Origin of the sequence: Kitasatospora nipponensis (assembly GCF_039528135.1) — a bacterium.
Lineage (GTDB): Bacteria > Actinomycetota > Actinomycetes > Streptomycetales > Streptomycetaceae > Kitasatospora > Kitasatospora nipponensis.
Genome location: NZ_BAAALF010000161.1, coordinates 1 through 19,360, shown reverse-complemented (window position 1 = coordinate 19,360; position 19,360 = coordinate 1). Strand labels below are relative to the sequence as shown.

At 75.2% G+C, this 19,360-nt stretch carries 12 protein-coding genes, 4 tRNA genes and 2 pseudogenes; 5 read left to right on the top strand and 13 right to left on the bottom strand.

The features are described from left to right. A partial coding sequence (locus ABD323_RS31215; RefSeq protein WP_344445396.1) for an Ig-like domain-containing protein occupies nucleotides 1-2,181 on the bottom strand: 2,181 nt, incomplete at its 3' end. A gap of 111 nt (nucleotides 2,182-2,292) precedes the next feature. Then, nucleotides 2,293-2,946, bottom strand: coding sequence for an ArsR/SmtB family transcription factor (locus tag ABD323_RS31210; protein WP_344445395.1), 654 nt, complete (start codon nucleotides 2,944-2,946; stop codon nucleotides 2,293-2,295). 98 nt (nucleotides 2,947-3,044) lie between these two features. Between ABD323_RS31210 and ABD323_RS31205 the strand changes: the two genes are divergently transcribed. After that, nucleotides 3,045-4,301, top strand: a complete 1,257-nt coding sequence (locus ABD323_RS31205) for an MFS transporter (protein WP_344445394.1) — start codon at nucleotides 3,045-3,047, stop codon at nucleotides 4,299-4,301. Nucleotides 4,302-4,376: 75 nt separating this feature from the next. Here ABD323_RS31205 and ABD323_RS31200 read toward each other — a convergent pair. From ABD323_RS31200 to ABD323_RS31190, 3 genes are all read right to left on the bottom strand, one after another. Continuing rightward, a tRNA-Arg gene (locus ABD323_RS31200) sits at nucleotides 4,377-4,452 on the bottom strand. A gap of 122 nt (nucleotides 4,453-4,574) precedes the next feature. Further along, nucleotides 4,575-4,647, bottom strand: a tRNA-Arg gene (locus ABD323_RS31195). 191 nt (nucleotides 4,648-4,838) lie between these two features. Further along, nucleotides 4,839-4,929, bottom strand: a tRNA-Ser gene (locus ABD323_RS31190). A gap of 200 nt (nucleotides 4,930-5,129) precedes the next feature. Between ABD323_RS31190 and ABD323_RS46110 the strand changes: the two are divergent. Together ABD323_RS46110 and ABD323_RS46105 are read left to right on the top strand one after the other, a co-directional pair. After that, a pseudogene (locus ABD323_RS46110) lies at nucleotides 5,130-6,209 on the top strand (PAS domain-containing protein); the annotation flags it as partial. 1,993 nt (nucleotides 6,210-8,202) lie between these two features. Then, nucleotides 8,203-8,928: pseudogene (locus ABD323_RS46105) on the top strand (response regulator); the annotation flags it as partial. A gap of 105 nt (nucleotides 8,929-9,033) precedes the next feature. On the opposite strand, the gene ABD323_RS31175 reads toward ABD323_RS46105, so the two are convergent. Then, nucleotides 9,034-10,707, bottom strand: coding sequence for a long-chain fatty acid--CoA ligase (locus tag ABD323_RS31175; protein WP_344445391.1), 1,674 nt, complete (start codon nucleotides 10,705-10,707; stop codon nucleotides 9,034-9,036). A 208-nt stretch (nucleotides 10,708-10,915) separates the two neighbouring features. Continuing rightward, a complete protein-coding gene (locus tag ABD323_RS31170; RefSeq protein WP_344445390.1) occupies nucleotides 10,916-11,875 on the bottom strand; it encodes a LysR family transcriptional regulator in 960 nt (319 codons plus the stop codon). A 152-nt stretch (nucleotides 11,876-12,027) separates the two neighbouring features. Between ABD323_RS31170 and ABD323_RS31165 the strand changes: the two genes are divergently transcribed. Beyond that, the gene (locus ABD323_RS31165) at nucleotides 12,028-12,972 is read left to right on the top strand and encodes a zinc-binding dehydrogenase (RefSeq protein ID WP_344445389.1); all 945 of its coding nucleotides are present in this window, start codon (nucleotides 12,028-12,030) and stop codon (nucleotides 12,970-12,972) included. A 111-nt stretch (nucleotides 12,973-13,083) separates the two neighbouring features. Continuing rightward, nucleotides 13,084-13,494, top strand: coding sequence for a nuclear transport factor 2 family protein (locus tag ABD323_RS31160; protein WP_344445388.1), 411 nt, complete (start codon nucleotides 13,084-13,086; stop codon nucleotides 13,492-13,494). Between the two features lie 48 nt (nucleotides 13,495-13,542). Here ABD323_RS31160 and ABD323_RS31155 read toward each other — a convergent pair whose 3' ends face one another. The 6 genes from ABD323_RS31155 to ABD323_RS31130 all read right to left on the bottom strand — a co-directional run. Further along, entirely contained in the window at nucleotides 13,543-14,544 is a 1,002-nt protein-coding gene (locus ABD323_RS31155) for a DUF1906 domain-containing protein (protein ID WP_344445387.1), read from the bottom strand. Nucleotides 14,545-14,769: 225 nt separating this feature from the next. Then, nucleotides 14,770-15,099, bottom strand: a complete 330-nt coding sequence (locus ABD323_RS31150; protein WP_344445386.1) for a hypothetical protein — start codon at nucleotides 15,097-15,099, stop codon at nucleotides 14,770-14,772. Nucleotides 15,100-15,405: 306 nt separating this feature from the next. After that, a complete protein-coding gene (locus ABD323_RS31145; protein WP_344445385.1) occupies nucleotides 15,406-16,770 on the bottom strand; it encodes an FAD-binding oxidoreductase in 1,365 nt (454 codons plus the stop codon). A 120-nt stretch (nucleotides 16,771-16,890) separates the two neighbouring features. Next, nucleotides 16,891-17,568, bottom strand: a complete 678-nt coding sequence (locus ABD323_RS31140; protein WP_425556215.1) for a COG4705 family protein — start codon at nucleotides 17,566-17,568, stop codon at nucleotides 16,891-16,893. A 275-nt stretch (nucleotides 17,569-17,843) separates the two neighbouring features. Then, nucleotides 17,844-17,931 (bottom strand) — tRNA-Ser (locus ABD323_RS31135). 62 nt (nucleotides 17,932-17,993) lie between these two features. Further along, on the bottom strand, nucleotides 17,994-19,360 hold a 1,367-nt coding region (locus tag ABD323_RS31130), incomplete at its 5' end, for a S1C family serine protease (RefSeq protein WP_344445383.1).

Below are 19,360 nucleotides of genomic sequence, written 5' to 3'. Positions count from 1 at the left end.
CGTCGGCGTCGGCGTCGGCGTCGGCGAAGCGCTCGCACTCGCACTCAGCGTCGCCGGGCTCGTCACCACCGCGCCCGGCGCCACGTGGACCCGGATCGCCGTGCCCGCCGTGGCGTTGCCCGCCCGGTCCGTCGCGGTCGGGGTCAGCAGCTGGTCACCCGGCCCCAGGTCGCGCACCGCGCCGCAGGTCCAGCTCCCGTCCACCGCCACGACCGCCCCGCAGAGCGCCCCGTCCGCCCCGGAGACCACCGTCACGGCGGCCCCCGGCTCGCCCCGGCCGGCCAGCCGCGGGCGGGACACCCGCAGTTCCTCGCCCGGCCCCGGGAGCGTGATCATCGGCGCGGCGGGCGGCACGGTGTCCACCACCAGCGTGGTCGCCCGGCCCGCCGTGCGGTGGCCGGCCGGGTCCACCGCCGTGGCGGTCAGGACGTGCGCGCCCTCGGCCAGCTCCTCCACCGGCAGGCAGGACCACGACCGGTCGGCCCGTACCGCCGTCCGGCACAGCTCCCCGCCGGCGGTGTCGGTGACCGCGACGGTGCTGCCGGCCCCGCCCGTGCCGGTGAGCAGCAGGCCGGGGTCGTTGGTGAACTCGGGCAGCGTGAACACCGGCGCCGGCGGCGGCGTCGTGTTCACCGTGATCCGCACCGGATCGCCCGTCAGCAGCACGCCGCCGCTGGTGGTCTCGACGGGCAGCACGGTGTGTCCGCCCGGTACGAGCGCGGCGCCGCTGCGGCAGGACCAGCCGCCGTCCGCGGCCACCCGGGCCTGGCAGAGCGTCACCGTCCCCTCCCGTACCAGCACGCTCGCGCCGGGCACCCCGGCGTCGCCGCGGAACTCGGGCCGGGCGTCGCCGACCTCCGACCCGGCCACCGGGCTGACCAGCTCCGGCTTGGCCGCGCCGACCGCGAGCCGCACGGACTGGTCCTCGACCTGGCCGGCGTCCGCGAAGCCGTCGGGCGAGACCACCTGCGCCGGGTCGCGGGCGATCCGCAGCCGGGCCCAGGTGTCCCCCGCCGAGACGTCCGGCGGGACGATCCACTCCAGGGTCGCGCTGGTCGCACCGGGCAGCAGGTCCGCCTGCGCCCGCTCGCTGGCGTCGAAGTGGCCGTTGCGGTCGAAGTCGATCCAGCCGGCCAGCGTGGCGGCGCCACCGTCGGTGCTGACCGGCACGGTCACGTCGTAGTAGTCGCCGATCGCCGCTTCTCGCGGGAAGAGCACGGTCGGGTCGTTGGTGAGGTGCTCGACCCGGCCGGGCTGGATCTCCGGCGGTGCTGGCGCCGGCACCGTGCCGCGGCGCCCGCTGGTCGGTCCGGGGGCCGGGCTCGCCGCGTCGGCACCGAGGAAGAGGTCGGAGACCACGTGCGAGGCGTTGCCGTAGTCCTGCGGCGCGCTGCCGAGGGTCTCGTCCAGCGTCACGGTGAAGGCCTGGCGCAGCGCCGGGGCGGGGGTGGTGCTGCCGGGCGAGGGGGTGGTGCGCTGCTCGACGCGGAAGATCGCGGTGTCGAAGGTGCCGTCCAGCTCCAGCGTGCCGGCCGGGTCCAGCCCGGCGCCGCCGCTGCCGCCCGCGCCGCCGTCGGCACCGCCGTCGGGGGTGAGCGCGCCGCCGGCCACCGTCCAGCCGTGCCACGGCGAGCGGGCCGTGAGCGCGGGCCCGGCCGGGCTGCCGCCGGTGACGGCCAGTCGGACGGCGGTCGAGGTGCTGCCGCCGGGGCCGGTGGCGGTGGCGGCCAGCCCGCTGACGTGCAGGCGGGGGTTGCGGACCGGGCGCGAGAAGGTGAGCTGGAGGGTGCCCAGGGTGCGCCAGGCGCCGTCGGCCTGCGGGCGGTCCTCGGTGAGCCGGAAGGTCTGCGCGGGGGCGCCGGGCCGCACCCCGTCGGCGTAGGAGGGCGCGGGCTGGCGGTCCGTGCCGCCGGACGGCGCGCCGCTCTGACCGCCGTCGCCCAGCGATCCGTCCGCCGCCTGCGCGCTGACCCCGGGGACCGCCTCGAAGTCGAGGTCGACGGCCAGGCCGGAGCGGAGCACCGCGCGGTGCTCGGCCGACCAGCCGTCCGGCGACTGCTGGGCCAGGGAGACGGCGGGGAGCCAGCCGAGCGTGAGTCCGAGCGCCAGGATCGAGGCGACCGCGAACGACCGGCGGCTTCCTCGGGGGTGGCGGCGTACCCGTGGCCATCTCGCGGTCATGAGACCCTCCAGTGCACACGATGTGACAAGAAGGAATCACGATCTAACGCCGCGTCACGACGACCACTTCGACGGCGCGCGGCAGGACCACCCGTACGGTGGCACCGGCCCTCACCCGGTCGGGGGCTTGGCCTCGTACAGGAGGGTGAAGAGGACCAGCTCGACCGCGTCGCCCTCGTCGTCCGCGCCCACCTCGTCGGCCGCGGCCTCCGCCAGCGCCGCGCGGATCGCCGCCCGCAGCCGGTCCGCCCGCTCGGGGCGCAGCCGGAAGCCGGAGTGCGCGAAGATCCCGGCCATGCCCGCCGAACCGTCGCGCGGTGGCGTGTAGTCGATCCGGTCGTTCAGGAAGTCGCGCTCGAACTGGGCGCGGACCGTGTCGAGGGCCGCGAGCATCGCCGCGAGCGCCTCCGGCCGGTCCGGCGAGTCGGCCGCGAAGATCTGCCCCGACAGCCGCAGCCCCTCCTGGCAGGCCTGGTAGCGGCTCTCCACGATCCCGGAGACCAGCCGGGTGCCGGCCACCGCGATCAGCTCGGCCTTCTCCAGCTGCTTGACGTGCCGGTAGAGCTTGGTCTGCGGCTCGCCGAGCACGGCGGCGATCTCCTTGACCGTCAGCGGCTGCGGCCCGTAGCGGTGCAGCGTGTTGAGGATGCCCAGCCGCAGCGGGTCGGCGAGCGCCTTGAGGGTGGCGACGTCGTCCACCACCCGGTCGGCCGCCCCGAACGGGGGCACCGGGTCGGTCGCTGGGTCCGTCGTCGAGTCCGCCACCCGCCAAGTTTCGCACGGTTCAGCCTTGTGGCAGCGGTCACCTTCAGGTCATCATTCACGAGATAGTGAATGCTCTCCATGGGGAGAAAGGAACCGCCATGCCCACGGACGCCACCGAGGCCGTCACCGCCCCGGCGATCCACCCGCCCGACGACCCGCCGCTGCGCCGCAACCGTCGCTTCCAACTGCTCTGGGCCGGTTCGGCCTGCTCGCTGCTGGGCTCGCGGCTGGCCGACACCGCCTATCCGCTCCTGCTGCTGACGATGACCGGCTCGCCCGCCCTGGCCGGCGCGTTCGGGGCGGTGCAGTTCGCCACCTCGGTGGCCTTCGGGCTGCACGGCGGCGCGGTGGCCGACCGCCGGGACCGGCGGCGGGTGCTGCTGGCCGCCGACGGGGTGCGCTGCCTGGCCGCCGTGAGCTCGGTGGTGGCACTGGCCCTGCGTCACTTCAGCGTGCCGCAGGCGCTGCTGGTCGCCGCCGTGATCGGGGCCGCCACCGCGTACGGCGGGCCGGTGCGCACCCTGGCGGTGCGCGCGGTGGTGCCGACCTCCCAGCTGCGCCAGGCGCTCGCCCAAGACGAGCTGCGCGGCAACGCCGCCGCGCTGGCCGGCCCGCCGCTGGCCGGGCTGCTCCTCGCGCTCGGGCGGGTGGTGCCCTTCCTGGGCACCGCCATCGGCTCGCTGCTCTCCTTCACGGCGGTCTGCGCGGTGCGCTACGACGGGCGGCCGACCCCTGCCGGCGCTCGCACCGCCCGCTCCGACAGCGCCTGGGCCGGGTTCCGGCCGCTGCGGGAGAGTCCGCTGCTGCGGGCCACCCTCGGTGCGGCCGTCGTGCTCAACCTGGTCGGCGCGGCCATGACGCTGACCGTGATGGTGTTGCTGCGCGACCGCGGCGGCTCCACCGCGGGCATCGGCCTGACCCTGGCCGGCGAGGCGGTCGGCGCGATCGCCGGCACCTTCCTGGTCGGCCACCTGCACCGGCTGGCCGGCCCGGGCCGGCTGCTGCTGGCCGCCGCCTGGCTCTGCGTGCCGCTGATGCTGGCCCCGCTGCTGCCGGGCGGGCCGGTCGTGGTCTTCCTCGCCCTGGCCGCGATGAACCTGGCGATGCCCGCGCTGCGCGTGATGGTCGACGTGCTGATCTTCCAGCAGGTGCCCGACGCGGTCCGCGGACGGGTGATCGCCGTCACCATGACCACCGTCATGCTCGGGCTCCCGGCCGGCACGATGGGCAGCGGCCTGCTGCTGGACCGGGTGGCGCCGGGCACCGCGCTGGCCGTCCTCGCCGGGCTGCTGGCCCTGGGACTGCTGCCCTCCACCCTCAGCCGCGCCCTGCGCACCGCCGCCTGGCCGAGCTGACCGAGCCGGACGCGGGCTCAGGCGGGTGGCCCCGGAACGCCGAAAGCCCCTCCGAGGAGGGGCTTTCGGTCTGACTGGTGCGCTCAGCAGGATTCGAACCTGCAACCTCTTGATCCGTAGTCAAGTGCTCTATCCGTTGAGCTATGAGCGCCCTCAGAGCGGTCGGAACCACCCTGCGGACTGCTTGGACAGCCTACCCGATACCGGGCGGACCCTCCGCGCACTTCGCAAGCGACGAGGCCCCGGCCGGAGCCTGGGGCCTCGTCTTCGCGGTGCGCTCAGCAGGATTCGAACCTGCAACCTCTTGATCCGTAGTCAAGTGCTCTATCCGTTGAGCTATGAGCGCTCGCTCCGGCGGTTCTACCCACCGGGGCGGTGCGGGGACAACATTACATGACCGCCGACCTGGGGTGAAATCCATTGATTCGGGCGGCCCTGTCGGGCTCCGCCCCCGCGGTCCGCCGGCCTCGCGGCGCCCCCGGGGGGACGAAACGCCAGGGGCCCCGCCGACCGAAGTCGGCGGGGCCCCTGGTGAGGCGGAGGCTGAGGGATTTGAACCCTCGATGGGCGGTAAAACCCAAACCGCATTAGCAGTGCGGCGCCATAGACCGGACTAGGCGAAGCCTCCATCCACTTGGACCAGGCCGTTGCCGGCGAAGTCCGCGTGCAGGTGATGATGCCACAGCCTTGGGCCCTGGCACCAACCGCTGACAACGTTACTAGGCCGGTCGTCCTCTCGGCAAAAACAATGGGATACTCCAACCCCCGGAGCCGCCCGGCGAGCAGTACGCGAGCCGCAAGTCGTAAGTCGTGAGGAGACCTGTCGACGTGAGCAGCAGGCCGATCCGAGGCGCTGCTCGCCTCGCCGCGATACTCGACGCCCTCCCGGACGCCCTGTTGCTGGTCAACAGCAACGGCACCGTGGTGGACGCCAACCACGCCGCCGTGCGCAGCCTGCAGGCCCCCGGCACCTCCCTGGTCGGGATGGGCGTCCTCGACCTGCTCCCCGACTTCGACCCGAGCCGGATCCCCGGCTCGATGCGTCCCGCGCCCCGCGACCAGGACGAGGCCGACAAGCCGGTGCGGATGACCGCGCGCCGCACCGACGGCAGCACGTTCCCCGTCGAGGTGTCCGGCAACGACTTCGCGGACGAGAACAGCAGCGAGGGCCGCGGCTACGCGCTCTCCCCGCTCGTCCCCTACGACCCCTACCGGGACAGCCCGCGCACCGGCTCGGGCCCCGGTGACCTGCTGCTGCTCCTGGTGCGCGACCTGTCCAGCCGGCTCGGCGTCGAGGCGGAGCTGCGCCGCCAGCACAAGCAGACCGAGATGATCCTGCGCGCCGCCGCCGAGGGCGTGCTCGGCGTGGACCTGGAGGGCCGGGTCGTCCTGGTCAACCCGGCGGCCGCGCACATCCTGGACTTCCGCGCCAGCGAGCTGGGCGGGCGCGAACTGCACCCGCTCGTCCAGCACTCGCGGGCGGACGGCACGCCGCTGGCCGCCGAGGAGTCGGCGCTGCTCGACACCCTCTCCTCCGGCCGCAAGCACCGGGTGCGCGGCGCGACGCTCTGGCGCAAGGACGGCCGCGCGGTCACCGTCGACCTGACGACGGCTCCGGTGCGCGACGGCGACCAGCTGGTCGGCGCGGTGATGACCTTCACCGACCGCACCCGCGAGCTGGCCCTCACCGCCCGGGTCGACCACCTGACGGCGGTCCTGGAGAGCGAGGTCAGCGGCGCGCTGGCCGCGCTGCGGCGACGGATCGACACGCTGGCCGGCGACCCCGCGGGCCAGCTCTGGCCCGAGGCCAACTGGACGCTGCGGGCCCTGGCCGACGACTGCCGGCGGTTCGGCCTGCTGATCGACGGCGTACTGGCCCACCAGAGCTTCGAGCACGGCGCCGACAGCGCGGCCGGCACCGGCACCGGCGGGGCCACCGCGGGCGGGGCCGGCACGGGCGGGGCCGGCACGGGCGGGGCCGGCGCGTCGGGGCGCGAGGGTCGTGACGGCGCCGAGAGACCCGACCCGAAGGCCGGCCGCGAACCGCGCGAGAGCGCGGACGGGCTGGACCGCACGCAGACCACGCTCGACAAGCTGATCGCCGGCGCGGTGGAGTACGCCACCCAGCTGACCGGCCCCGGACGGCTGCGCTTCTCGGTGCACGCCGCGCCCGTCGAGGTGACCGCCGACCACGAGCGGCTCGCCCAGGCGCTGGCCTACCTGGTGGCCGACGTGAGCGGCACGACGCTGTCCGCCGCGCACGGCGACGCCGGCGCGCCCGGCTCGGACGGCACCGCGGGCGGCCAGCCGCCGATGCTGGTGCTGGCCGCGGCGCAGCGCGGCGACGTCGCCCGGATCGAGGTGCGCGGCCCGGGCCGCGGCGGCAGCCGGGTGCACGTACCGATCGCGCGCGGTCTGGTCGAGCGGCACGCCGGGGTCCTCCAGCCGCACGAACTGCCCAACCACGCGGGCACCACCTACGTCGTGGAGCTGCCGCTGGACCCCGCCGCGGCGCGAGACGGACACCGCGGTGCTGCCGGACCTGCCGGGCATGGCCGGTCCCGGCCCCGCGGCGCCCGCCGGCGAGCGGGCGGGCCGGGGGCCGGAGCAGGCCGCCGGTGCGGACGACCGCAGCGAGGGGCGCGGGATCGGCCAGGGCGGTCAGGGCGGTCAGGGCGGTCAGGGCGGTCAGGGCGGTCAGGGCGGGAACGCCGTGGCGGCCGAGGGCCCGTCAGGCGGGCGGACCGGCGGGCGGCGGGCGCTGGCCCGCGCCGAGGGCGGCGAGCAGCAGGGCACCGCGCTCGGTCCCATCGCGCTCGGCCCCGGCCCCTCCGACCCCGCGGACGGCCCCGCGTCGGGCCCGGGCCCGGAGCGTCCCGAGCCCGCCCGCGGCCCCTTCGCGCTGGGACCCGGCGGGCCCGCCGGCCACGGTGACGGCATGGCGCCGGTGCCGGTGGGCGGGCCGCAGGACCCGGCCGGTGAGGCACCCGGCGCGCAGCAACCGGCCCGCCGCAGGCGAGCCCTACCGGTGCCCGCGCAGGCGTCCCACTCCCCGGGCCTGCCGGCCCTGCCCGGCCTGCCCGACCCCGGCGCACCGGTCTACCCCGGTCTCGAACACGCGTTGCCGCCCATCCCCGCGCAGCCGCCGACGGCCGGTTACCCCTCGGCGCCGGACGCCGAGGGCGCCGCGGCCGCCCCGGACCAGCAGCCCACCGGACGCCGGCGCCGGCTCGGCATCCCGGCCGGACCCGACGGGCAGCAGGGCCCGCCCTCCCAGGGGGGCAACGGCCCCATCGCGCTGGAGCCGCCCCGACCGGGCGACGCCGGCGCCGGCCACGGGAGCGCCGACCACGGCACGGCCGGCACCGGTGCGCCGTCGGCCGCGCTCGCGCTGGCCGAGTCCGCCGTCCTGCCCGCGACCGTTCCGGCCCAGTCACCGGCCCCGGCGCTGCCCGGCGGCCCGAACGCCCCCGCGGCGCCGCAGCAGGTGCCGGTCGGCACCGGTCTGGGCGAGCTGACGCCGCCTCGGCCCTCCGGCTTCGCCAGCGCCTTCCCCGCGGCCTTCCCCGCCCCGGCCCCGGCTGCCGCGCCGGGCGGCCCCGGTGCGCCCGTGCGACCCGCACCCGCTCTGCCGGGCGACGCGGCCCTCGAACAGCGGGTCGCACCGCGCCCGATCGCCGAACTGGCCCCCGCCCAGGGGGCGCAGGGCGGTACTGGTCATGCGGGACCGGGTCACGCGGGCCCCGGCCACGGGGTCGACGCCTCCTCGCAGAGCGACGCCCGGCTGCCCCGGCTCTCCGGCGAGGACGACCCGGCGCTGCCCGCCGGCGCCGCCGAGGCCGCCGCGCGGGTCCCCGAGTACCCGGACTACCCGACGATGGTGACCCCGGCCGCCGACGGCCGCCCGCGCCGCCTGCTGGTCTGGCCCGAGCCGGACCCGTCGACCAAGCAGGCGCTGCAGGACCGCGGCTACCGTCCGGTGATCGTCCGCTCCCGCGAGGAGGTCGACGCGCAGATAGCGGCCTACCCGGCCGCACTCTTCGTCGACCCGCTGACCGGGCCGATCACCCGCACCGCCCTGCAGTCGCTGCGCACCGCCGCGCTCAACAGCCGGGTGCCGGTGCTGGTCACCGCCGGCCTGGGCCAGGCCACCCGGGACGCCGCCTACGGCGCCGACCCGGCCGTGCTGCTGCGCGCGCTGGCCCCCCGGGACAGCGAGAACCACGCGGCGCGGGTCCTGCTGGTGGAGGGCGACCCGGACATCGCCGCCGCGCTGACCAGCAGCCTGGAGCGGCGCGGCATGCACGTCGAGCACGCCGTCTCGGAGAACGACGCGGTCTCCAAGGCCAGCAGCGTGCAGCCCAACCTGGTGGTGATGGACCTGCTGCAGATCCGCCGCCGCCGGCTCGGCCTGCTGGACTGGCTGCGGGCCAACGACCGGCTGCACCGCACCCCGCTGGTCGTCTACACCTCGATGGACCTGGACCCGGCCGAACTGCCGCGGCTGCGGACCGGCGAGACGGTGCTCTTCCTCGCCGAGCGCTCGACCAGCGCGGACGTGCAGTCCCGGATCGTCGACCTGCTGGGCCGGATCGGCGCCCTGGGCGAGGTGGAGACGGCGGGCTGAGCCCGGCCGCCGCACGAGCAAGCGAGCGAGCCCCCGCCGCGGGTGCGGCGGGGGGGGGGCCCGGGGGGGGGGGGGGGGGGGGGCTCGGCGTCGTTGTGCCGAGGGCTACTTCCCCAGCACCGTCACGGCCAACTCGTCGGCGGCGTAGGCGGCGCGGATCACCTTCTTGTCGAACTTGCCGACCGAGGTCTTCGGCACCGCCTCGACCAGCGCCCAGCGCTCGGGCAGCTGCCAGGAGGCCACCCGCTCGGCCAGGAAGGCCCGCAGGGCGGCCAGGTCGACCGTGGCACCGGGGCGCAACACCACGGTGGCGAGCGGGCGTTCGCCCCACTTCTGGTCCGGGACGGCGACCACGGCGGCCTCCGCGACCTGCGGGTGGGCCATCAGGTGGTTCTCCAGCTCGACCGAACTGATCCACTCACCACCGGACTTGATGACGTCCTTGGCGCGGTCGGTGAGGGTGAGGAAACCGTCGGGCGTGATGGTGCCGACGTCCCCGGTGCGCAGCCAGCCGTCCTCGGTGAACTTGTCCTCGGGCCGCTCGGGCTCCTGCCCGGCGCCGCCGTAGTAGGCACCCGCGATCCACGGGCCGCGCACCTCCAACTCGCCTGCGGAGACGCCGTCGTGCGGCATCCGCTCGCCGTCGGGGCCGGACAGCCGGGCCTCCACCGAGGCGGGGAAGACGCCCTGGGTGATCCGGTAGCGCCACTCCTCCTGCTCGCTGAGCCCGGCCGGCGGAAGGGCGAAGGTGCCCAGGGGCGAGGTCTCGGTCATGCCCCAGGCGTGCACCACCTTGATCCCGTGGCGCTCCTCGAAGCCGCGCATCAGGGCCGGCGGACAGGCCGAGCCGCCGATCACGACCATCCTCAACGACGAGGTGTCGTAAGGGGTTTCGCGAGCGGTGGGGTGGTCCAGCTCATCCAGCAAGCCGTTCCAGATGGTCGGCACGGCGGCACTGACGGTCGGCCGGACCAGGTCGATCATGGTGGCCAGCGGCTGCGGCTGCAGGAAGCGGTCCGGCATCAGCAGGTTGCTGCCGGACATGAAGGCCGCGTGCGGCACGCCCCAGGCGCCGACGTGGAACATCGGGACCACCGGCAGCGCGGTGTCCTGCGGGGTGAGCGCGAAGGTGGCGGCCGAGTTGACCTGCAGGCAGTGCAGGTAGATCGACCGGTGGCTGTAGACGACTCCCTTGGGATCACCGGTGGTTCCCGAGGTGTAGCAGATCATCGCGGGCCGCCGCTCGTCGATCTCGCGCTCCCAGGGGAACGTCGTGGGCCGCCCGGCGATGAGCTCCTCGTAGTCGTGCACGGTGCCAGCGAAGCCGGCCAGCAGCGTGCGGTCGCCCTCCCCGCTGACCACGATGTGCCGCAGTGTCGGGGCGAGTTGCGGCAGCACACCGGCCAGCATCGGCAGCACGCTGCCGCTGACGATGATCGCGTGGTCCGCGGCGTGGTTGATGATGAAGGCCAACTGGGCAGCCGGCAGGCGCAGGTTGAGGGTGTGCAGCACCGAGCCCATGGCGGGGACGGCGAGGTAGGCCTCCAGGTGGTCGGCGTTGTTCCACATCAGCGTGGCCAGCACGCTGTCGCGCGTCATGCCCAGCTCGTCGCGGATCGCGTGGGCGAGCTGGGCGGCGCGGGCGCCGATCTCGGCGAAGGTGCGCACGGAGGGGCCCTGCTCGGTCCAGGTGGTCACGGTGGCCCGGCCGTGGATGGTCGACCCGTGCTCCAGGATCCGGGCGACGGTGAGTGGTACGTCCTGCATGGTGCTGAACACGCGGGTCCTCCTTGACCGGGCTGCTACCTGCGGGCCGCTCGGCTGACCCGGCCGGCCGGGGTGCCGGGGCCGGCGCCGCAACCGCCGCCGGCGCCGGCCCGGCTTGCTACCTGCCGGTAGCCGAGTGGTCCGCAGCGATTCTGTCGCCGACGGCGCCGGTTGTCAGCAAGGCCACGGCGAATGAGACGAGCAGCTCAGCCCGGTCCGCTCAGGGCCGGTCGGGCAGCTCACCCTGGTCGGCCTCCGGCAACCAGTCACGGCCCGGGCGGTACTCCAGCCAGCGGTGCCGGCGCCCGACCTCGACGAAGCCGCGCAGCAGCTCCGCGACCCCGGGGTGCGGCCGCTCGCGCGGCCAGATCAACGACCAGGCGTAGAGCGGGGTCGGGTCCACCAGCGGCACGGCGCGCACGCCGGGCGGCAGCGGGACCTCGGCCGGCACCAGGGTGAACCCGTCCGGCACGTCACGCAGCCGGGGCAGGAAGTGCTCGACCCCCAGGTTCGCCTCCACCACCACCCCCGCCACGCCGAACCGCTCGGCGAACCGCTGCAGGAAGTCCAGCCGGTCCAGCGCCGCCGGCAGCAGGAGACGGCCGTGCCGCAGGTCGGTGGGGCGCAGCGCGTCCGCGCCGGCCAGCGGGTGGTCCGGGCCGAGGACCGCGTCGACCGGCTCCAGCCGCACCAGGCGGTGCGCCAGCGCCCCGTCCCGCCCCTCGCCCAGCGGGTACCGGCGGCCGAACCCGGCGTCCACCTCGCCGCGCAGCAACGCACCGGCCGCCGAGGGGAGATCGCGCCCGAGGCCGACCTCGACCGGGGCCGGACCGTGCGCCGCCGGGTCGTCCACCACCTGGCGGACGGTGCGCAGGGGCGCGAAGAGGTGCCCCCAGACGTCCAGGCGAACCGGTCGGACCGTGCCGCGCACCGCCTCCACGGCGGCGTTCGCCGCGGCCAGCGCCGCCCGGGCCGGTTCCAGGAAGCGCGCACCCGCCGCCGTCAGCTCCACGCCGCCCGCGCCGCGTTCCAGCAGCCGTTCCCCGAGCCCCTGCTCCAGCCGGGCGATCCGCTTGGAGAGCGCCTGCTGGGTCAGCGCGAGCTCCTCGGCGGCGCGCCGGAAGTGCCGGTGCTCGGCGGTCGCGAGGAAGGCGCGCACCTGGGCGAGATCGAGATCCACACCCGTCATCCTCGCCGACAACCGTTGGTTGTCAAGGCCGGTCGGCGGTTGTTGGACCGGCCCGGGCGGGCGGCGGTTTGCTGGTCACCCAAGGGCGGTCCGCCGGATCGGACGGGTCCCGCCGCAGCGCGGCGCAGAGGGGGAGCAGCACGATGAGGGCCTATCTGGCGGCGCGGGAGAACGACGGTGAGGCGCCCGGGGTGCGGCTCGGCGAGGTCGAGATGCCGGTGCCGCGGGCGAACGAGGTACTGGTCAAGGTCGAGGCGTACTCGGTGAACCGGGGCGAGACCTTCCAGTTGGAACGGCCGCCGGCGGGTGGGTGGCGGCCCGGCAAGGACGTCGCCGGGCTGGTGGTGCAGGCGGCGCCCGACGGGTCGGGACCCGCGGTCGGGCGCCGGGTGGTGGGGCATCCGCCGGCCGGCGGGTGGGCCGAGTTCGTCGCCGTCCCGACCGACGCGCTGGCCCCGATCCCCGACCGGCTGACCGCCGTCGAGGCCGCCGCCCTGCCGTTCGCCGGCCTGACCGCGCTGCGACTGCTGCGCACCGCCGGCCGGCACACCGGGCACCTGGCGGGCCGGCGGATCCTGCTCACCGGCGCCTCCGGCGGGGTCGGCCACTACGTCGCCGAGCTGACCGCCGCGGCCGGCGCCGGTGTCACCGCGGTCAGCGCCTCGGCGCAGCGCGGCGGGCGGCTGAGCGAGCTCGGCGCGGCCGACGTCGTGCACCGGGTCGCGGACGCGGTGGGCCCCTTCGACGTCGTCCTGGAGTCCACCGGCGGCGAGGCGCTGCCGCTCGCGCTGGACCGGCTGGCGCCGCGCGGGCTGCTCATCTGGTTCGGCCAGGCCAGTCGCCGGCCGGTCACGCTGGACTTCTTCGACCTGCTGCGCGGGCCGACCGGCGCCACCCTGCGCCAGTTCAGCTACGCCGACGTGGACGGCCCGGACGGCCCGGACCTGGCCACCCTGGTCGGGCTCACCGCCGAGGGGCGGCTGCACCCCGAGATCGGCACGGTCCGCGACTGGAGCCACACCGGCGAGGTGCTGGCCGACCTGCGCGAGCGGCGGGTGCGGGGGAACGCCGTGCTGACCGTGGGATAAGGCTGCGGGCTGCGGGCTGCGGGCTGCGGGCCGTGGGCTACGAACCGTGGGCCGACCCCGCGAGTTCTTCGAAGTGATCGTCATGTCAACACACGAGTGAGGGAGAAGACCGTGAACGAGCTCGACCCGACGGCCGTGGTGGTGCGCTACGTCGAGGCGGTGGCCGCCGGAGACCTGGCGGTGATGGCCGACAGCTTCGCCGAGGACGCCACCTGGAGCTACCCCGGGGACCTGCCGCTGACCAGGGTCTGGCAGGGCCGCGACGCGATCGTCAACGACTTCCTGGGCGGGGCCGGGCGGCTCTTCGCCCCCGGCGGGGCGCCCAGTGTGACGCTGACCAACGTGCTGGCCCAGGGCGAGCAGGTGGTCGCCGAGTGGCTCTCGCACGGCACCGCGGCGAGTGGGGCGACCTACCACAACCCGTGCCTGGGGGTGTTCGTGGTGCGGGAGGGGCGGATCGCCTCGGTGCGCGAGTACACCGACACGCAGCACGTGGAGCGCACGCTCTTCCCGGCGGGCTGACGGCGGCTCGGTGGGCTGACGGCGGCCCGGTGGGCTCGCCTCCGGGACTCAGCGCGCGACGAGGGTGTCGAGCTGGTCGCGGTCCACGCGCAGCGCGGCGCCGCCGTGGCTCTCGGTCGCGTTGCCGACCTGCTGGTGGGCGCGCTGGTGCCGGCTCCACTGGTCCGCGTCGAGGACGCCGCGCCCGTCCGTGCTGGTCCGGTCGTCCCAGCGGGCGTACCAGAGCGCGTCGGGCAGCGGGGCGGCGCCCGCGCGGGCGCAGGCCGCCAGGTCGCCGACGCCGGAGTCGAGGCCGGAGTAGAACCCGGACCGGTAGCCGGCGGCGTGCAGGGCCTGGGTCCAGCCGAGCGCGAAGTCGACCACCGCCCGTCCGCAGGCCGCGTCGCCCGACGGGTAGGACTCCAGGTCCAGGTAGACCGGACTGCCCTGCCCCAGGCCCAGCGCCCGCAGCGCGCGGACCGCCTCCGCCGCCTCGTCCCGGCCCTGCCGGACGGCGCGGGCCGGGTCGATCCGCCGGGACCGCTCCAGATCGGTGCGGCACGGCGCCTGCCGGCCGGCGTGGATCGGCACCAGGCGCCAGCCCAGCGCGCGGACCTGGCGCACCCAGGCGGCGGTCAGCTGCGGCTGCGGGCAGGCCCGCTGCCGGCCGCTGCTGTAGATGCCGACCGCACCGTACGGGGAGGCGCCGCGCCAGGTGCGCATGACGTCCAACGGCGGGGCGCTGCAGGCGTCGAAGCCGCTGCCGGTGAAGACCGTCCGGGGCAGGCCCGCCAGCTTGGCCGGACCGGGGTCGGGCAGCACGGTCGGCGGCGGCAGCGGGGCGGGCGCCCCGGGGTGGGCCGGGCCGTCGGGGCGGGCGGGGCGAGTGGCGTCACGGGCGGCGTCACGGGCGGCGTCACGGGCGGCGTCACGGGCGGCGTCACGGGCGGCGGAGGTACTCGCCGTCGTCTCCAGCCGCAGGCGCCCACCGGGCACGGCCGCCCCGTCGGTGGCCAGCAGCAGCACGAGGGTGGCGGCCGAGAGCGCCGCCGGACGGAGGTAGCGGACCATCCTCCGATGCTGAGCCGGTATGACGATCATTTGGATCAGCCGGCCACGGACACGCCGCCGGGACCCGCGCACGGCACCCGGTCGGCCCAGCCGCCGGGCCGACACGCCGGTGGGCGGTGCCGTTGCCGACACCGCCCACCGGACCGGAGCGCGGTGACCCTTTCCGCCGCCGGTACGTTGCACCGCACTCCCCCGGTGGCGGTCCGCCCGCCCCGGGGGCCGTGCTCACCGGATGACGGGGGCGAACACGATGTGCACGTTCTTGTTGGACTGATCCGCGTACACGAAGCCCGAGTTGTCCTTCACCCCGAGCGTGTTGTTCTGGTTCGAGGCGCCCGATCCGGTCGCCGTCTGCTGGGTCCAGTTGTAGTTGCCGTCGACGGATCCGAAGAGGTTGCCACTGCCGACGTTGGAGACCACGCTGCTGTTGGAACCGTGGTCCGCGCCGGCGCCGTTGTCGGCGAAGGCGGCTCCGGCGCCGGCGAGCAGCAGGCCTGCGGCGAGCGGAGCGGCGGCAAGAGCGGCGACCACACGGGCAGTACGGAAGCGAGCCATGGAAATCCTCCACATGCTGGAAGTCACTGAATCGGTGCGGGAGTTCGTGGCCAGACGGACTCCTGCTGGCTGCGACGCCGAGATCCAGATTCCGCGACCGACCGGGGAACCGCCAGACCCCTCAGGCCTTTTCCCCCGATCGCGTGACGTCCGGCGACTAAACCCGAGGCCGTGATCTGCCGATATTCCGCCGTCGTTCTTCGGCCATCCGGCACCCCTCGTGAACTGCCGCGATCCGCCCGCCGGCCCGCACCTGACGGGCTTGCGCCACCCCACCGCGCCACCCCACCCCGGCGTCGGAATGGCTCAGAACAGCTTTCCTGGATTGAGGATTCCGAGGGGGTCGAACAATCCTTTCATCTGCTTTTGAAGGTCGAGTCCCACCGGCCCGAGTTCCTGGGCCAACCACTCCTTCTTGAGCAGTCCGACCCCGTGCTCGCCGGTGATGGTGCCGCCCAGCCGCAGGCCCAGCGCCATGATCTCCTCGAAGGACTCCTCGGCCCGGCGGACCTGCTCCGGGTCGTCGGCGTCGAAGGCGACGATCGGGTGGGTGTTGCCGTCGCCCGCGTGGCTCACCACCCCGATGGTCAGCCCGCAGCGCTCGCCGATCTCGGCCACCCCGGCCAGCATCTGCGCCATCCGCGAGCGCGGCACCGCCACGTCGTCGACCATCGTGGTGCCCAGGGTGTCCATCGCCGTCAGCGCCAACCGCCGGGCCTTGAGCAGCAGTTCGGACTCCGCCTGGTCGTCGGCCGGGACCACCTCGGTGGCCCCCGCCCGCTTGCAGAGCTGCCCGACCTCGGCCAGCTCACGGCGCTGCTCGGGACCGTCGAAGGCCACCATCAGCAGCGCCCTGGTCGACTCCGGCAACCCCATCCGCCCCAGCCGGTTGACCGCCCCGACCACCACCGAGTCCATCAGCTCCATCAGCGAGGGCGTGAACCCGGCCTCGATCACCGCGCAGACCGCCGCACAGGCCGCGTCCACGTCCGCGAACTCGGCCGCCAGCGCCAACTGCGGCGCCGGGGCCGGCCGCAGCGCGAGCGTCGCGCCGACCACCACGCCCAGGGTGCCCTCCGAGCCGACGAAGAGCCGGGTCAGGTCGTAGCCGGCCACGCCCTTGGCGGTGCGCCGGCCGGTGTGCAGCAGCCGGCCGTCCGCCAGCACCACGTCCAGGCCGAGCACGTACTCACTGGTCACGCCGTACTTCACGCAGCACAGGCCGCCCGCGCCGGTGCCGATGTTGCCGCCGATGGTGCAGGACTCCCAGCTCGAGGGGTCCGGCGGATAGGCCAGCCCGTGCTCCTCGGCCGCCCGCGAGAGGACCGCGTTGACCACCCCCGGCTCGACCACCGCGATCCGGTTCACCGGGTCGAGCTCCAGGATCCGGTCCATCGCCACCAGGGACAGCACGATGCAGCCCTCGACGGCGTTGGCCCCGCCCGACAGCCCGGTCCGCGCGCCCTGCGGCACCACCGGCACGCGCAGCTCGGTGGCGGTGCGCAGCACGTGCCGCACCTGGTCGACGGTGGACGGGAAGACCACCACCGCCGGCTCCCCCGACGCGCAGAACCCGGCCATGTCCTGCCGGTAGCCCGCCGTCACGTCCGGGTCCACCACCACCGCCGCCGCGGGCAGCCCCTCCAGCAGGCGGTCCGTCAACTCACGCATGGGCGACACTCCTTCCTCCGGTCCGGCGGGCGACGCACCGAGCGCGCACCCGTCCGTCCCGCACTCTGCCGCTCCGGGCGCGTGCTTGGGAAGGCGACCCACGCGTGGCGGGCCCGGGACCTACGCGGCGAGCGCGGACCGCTGCCGCTCGGTGCGCGACAGGTGGCCCACCAGCACCACGATCACCACCGTCAGCGCCAGGCTCACCCAGCCGAAGCCCCAGCCGAGACCGCCGTACTTGCGCGCCGCGCCCATCCAGTCGGCGAACGAGGCGCCCAGCGGCCTGGTCAGCACGTACGCCAGCCAGAACGCCAGCACCGCGTTCATCCGCAGCTTCCAGTGCGCCAGCGCCGGCAGCGCGATGGCCACCGCGAAGAGCACCCCCGAGGCGAGGAAGCCCCAGCCGAGCGTGGTCGCCGTCAGGTCGCCCACCGCGGTGCCCAGCGCGAAGGTGGCCAGCACCGCCGCCCAGTAGCAGAGCTCGCGGCGCAGCGTGTGCACGCTGTGGATCGACAGCGTGCCCTCCAGCACCCGCCAGAGCCCGAACACCGCCCCCAGCGCGACCAGGAAGAAGGGGGCCGACACCGCGTACGGCACGCCCAGCCCCACGTGCAGCACGTCCGCCGCCATCGTGCCGAAGACGCTGACCATCACGATCGCCGTCCAGTACACCCACGCCACGTACCGCCGCATCCGCAGCTGCACCCCCAGCGCGACCACCAGCGCCACCCCGCCCAGCCCCACCGCCGGCACCGGCCCCAGCAGACGGGCCAGGAAGTCCGAGGTGGTCTCCCCCATCCCCGTCGTCAGCACCTTCGTCACCCAGAACAGCACCGTCACCTGGGGCACCCTGCTCACCGGCAGCCGAACGGGGGTCATCGGCTCGACCGGCCGGATGTGATCAGTCCTCATGCCCCGCAGACTCCCAGAGCCACCTGAAGTTCCCCTGAAGGAACCCCGCCGAGCCCGGGCAGCCCACCCCCCGATCGGCAGAAGTCCGGGAGACGGAATCGAAAAAGAGGGGGTATCGGCAGTTGGCCGATACCCCCTCTGATCAGGGTCTTCCCCACCAGCGGAGAGCGTGGGATTCGAACCCACGGTGACGGGTCACGCCACGACAGTTTTCAAGACTGTTCCCTTAGGCCGCTCGGGCAGCTCTCCAGGCGGAGGTCAGCCTAACGGGTTCCGGGGGGTTCGGTGCACCCGGTTTCGGTGGGGTGGGGTCAGGCGTCGCCGCTGCGGCTGCCGAGGACGACGGTGGTCTTGGCGGTCTGGCCGTTGCGGGTGTACTCGACGTCGACGGAGTCGCCGGGGGAGTGCGTCCAGATGGTGCTGACCAGGGCCGGGCCGTTGTCGATCAGGACGCCGCCGAGCTTGGTGATGACGTCGCCGGCCTTCAGTCCGGCCTTGTCGGCGGGGCCGCCGGGGGTGACCGGGGCGGTGCCCTGGACGGCGGAGCTCTGGATCTGGGCGCCGTCGCCGGAGTACTGGTCGTTGCGCAGGATGCCGAGGGTGGCGTAGACCGGGGTGCCGGTCTGGATCAGCATCTGGGCGACCCGCTTGGCCTGGTTGATCGGGATCGCGAAGCCGAGGCCGATGCTGCCGGCCTGGCCGCTGCCGCCGGAGTTGGACTGGATCGCCGAGTTGATGCCGATCACCGCGCCGCTCGCGTTGAGCAGCGGGCCGCCGGAGTTGCCCGGGTTGATGGAGGCGTCGGTCTGCAGGGCGTTCATGTAGGAGGTCTGGGTGGCGTTCTCGTCACCGGAGGCGACCGGGCGGTTCTTGGCGCTGACGATGCCGGAGGTGACGGTGCCCTCCAGGTCGTAGGGGGCGCCGATGGCGATGGTGGTGTCACCGACCGCGACCTGGTCGGAGTCGCCCAGCGGGAGCGGGACGAGCTTGCCGGCCGGCGGGTTGTCGAGCTTGACCACCGCGACGTCGTAGCCCTTGGCCTGGCCGACCACCGAGGCGTTGTAGGTGGAGCCGTCGGAGAACTTGACGGTCAGCTTGCCGCCGCTCTGGGCCGGGGCGACCACGTGGTTGTTGGTGAGGATGTGGCCCTCGGTGTCGAAGACGAAGCCGGTGCCGGTGCCGGACTCGCTGCTGCCCGTCGCCTTGATGGTGACGGTGCTGGGCAGCGCCTTGGCGGCGATGCCGGCCACCGAGTCGGGGGCGCGGTTGACGGCCTTGGAGTTGTCCCCGGCGGAGACGGTGGTGCTGGTGCGGGCGGTGCCCGCGGAGACCGTGGTGCCGCCGTTGTCGCCCCGGATCGCGGCGCCGGCCAGGCCACCGGCGACGCCGCCCACCAGCGCGACCGCGGCGATCATCGCGACCAGGCCGCCGCGGCGCTTGCGGGGACGGGCGGGCTCGCCGTAGCCGCCCGGGTAGTCGCCGGGACCGCCCGGGTAGCCCGCCTCGCCGTGCTCGCCCGGGTAGCCGGGGGTGCCGGCCGGGGCGCCCCAGCCGGCACCCAGCGGCTGGCCTGCGCCGAACGGGTGGTGCTCGGCGTGCGGGGCCGGTCCGGCGGCCAGGCCCGGGGTGATCGGGGCGCCGGTGACGGTGGGCGCCGCGTGGGTGGGCGCCGGCGGGG

Excerpts from the sequence above, each read along its gene's own strand:
- ABD323_RS31205 (WP_344445394.1), top strand. The coding sequence starts at position 3,045 with ATGCCCACGGACGCCACCGAGGCCGTCACCGCCCCGGCGATCCACCCG.
- ABD323_RS31165 (WP_344445389.1), top strand. The coding sequence starts at position 12,028 with ATGAGGGCCTATCTGGCGGCGCGGGAGAACGACGGTGAGGCGCCCGGG.
- ABD323_RS31155 (WP_344445387.1), bottom strand. The coding sequence starts at position 14,544 with ATGGTCCGCTACCTCCGTCCGGCGGCGCTCTCGGCCGCCACCCTCGTG.
- ABD323_RS31150 (WP_344445386.1), bottom strand. The coding sequence starts at position 15,099 with ATGGCTCGCTTCCGTACTGCCCGTGTGGTCGCCGCTCTTGCCGCCGCT.
- ABD323_RS31145 (WP_344445385.1), bottom strand. The coding sequence starts at position 16,770 with ATGCGTGAGTTGACGGACCGCCTGCTGGAGGGGCTGCCCGCGGCGGCG.
- ABD323_RS31140 (WP_425556215.1), bottom strand. The coding sequence starts at position 17,568 with ATGGGGGAGACCACCTCGGACTTCCTGGCCCGTCTGCTGGGGCCGGTG.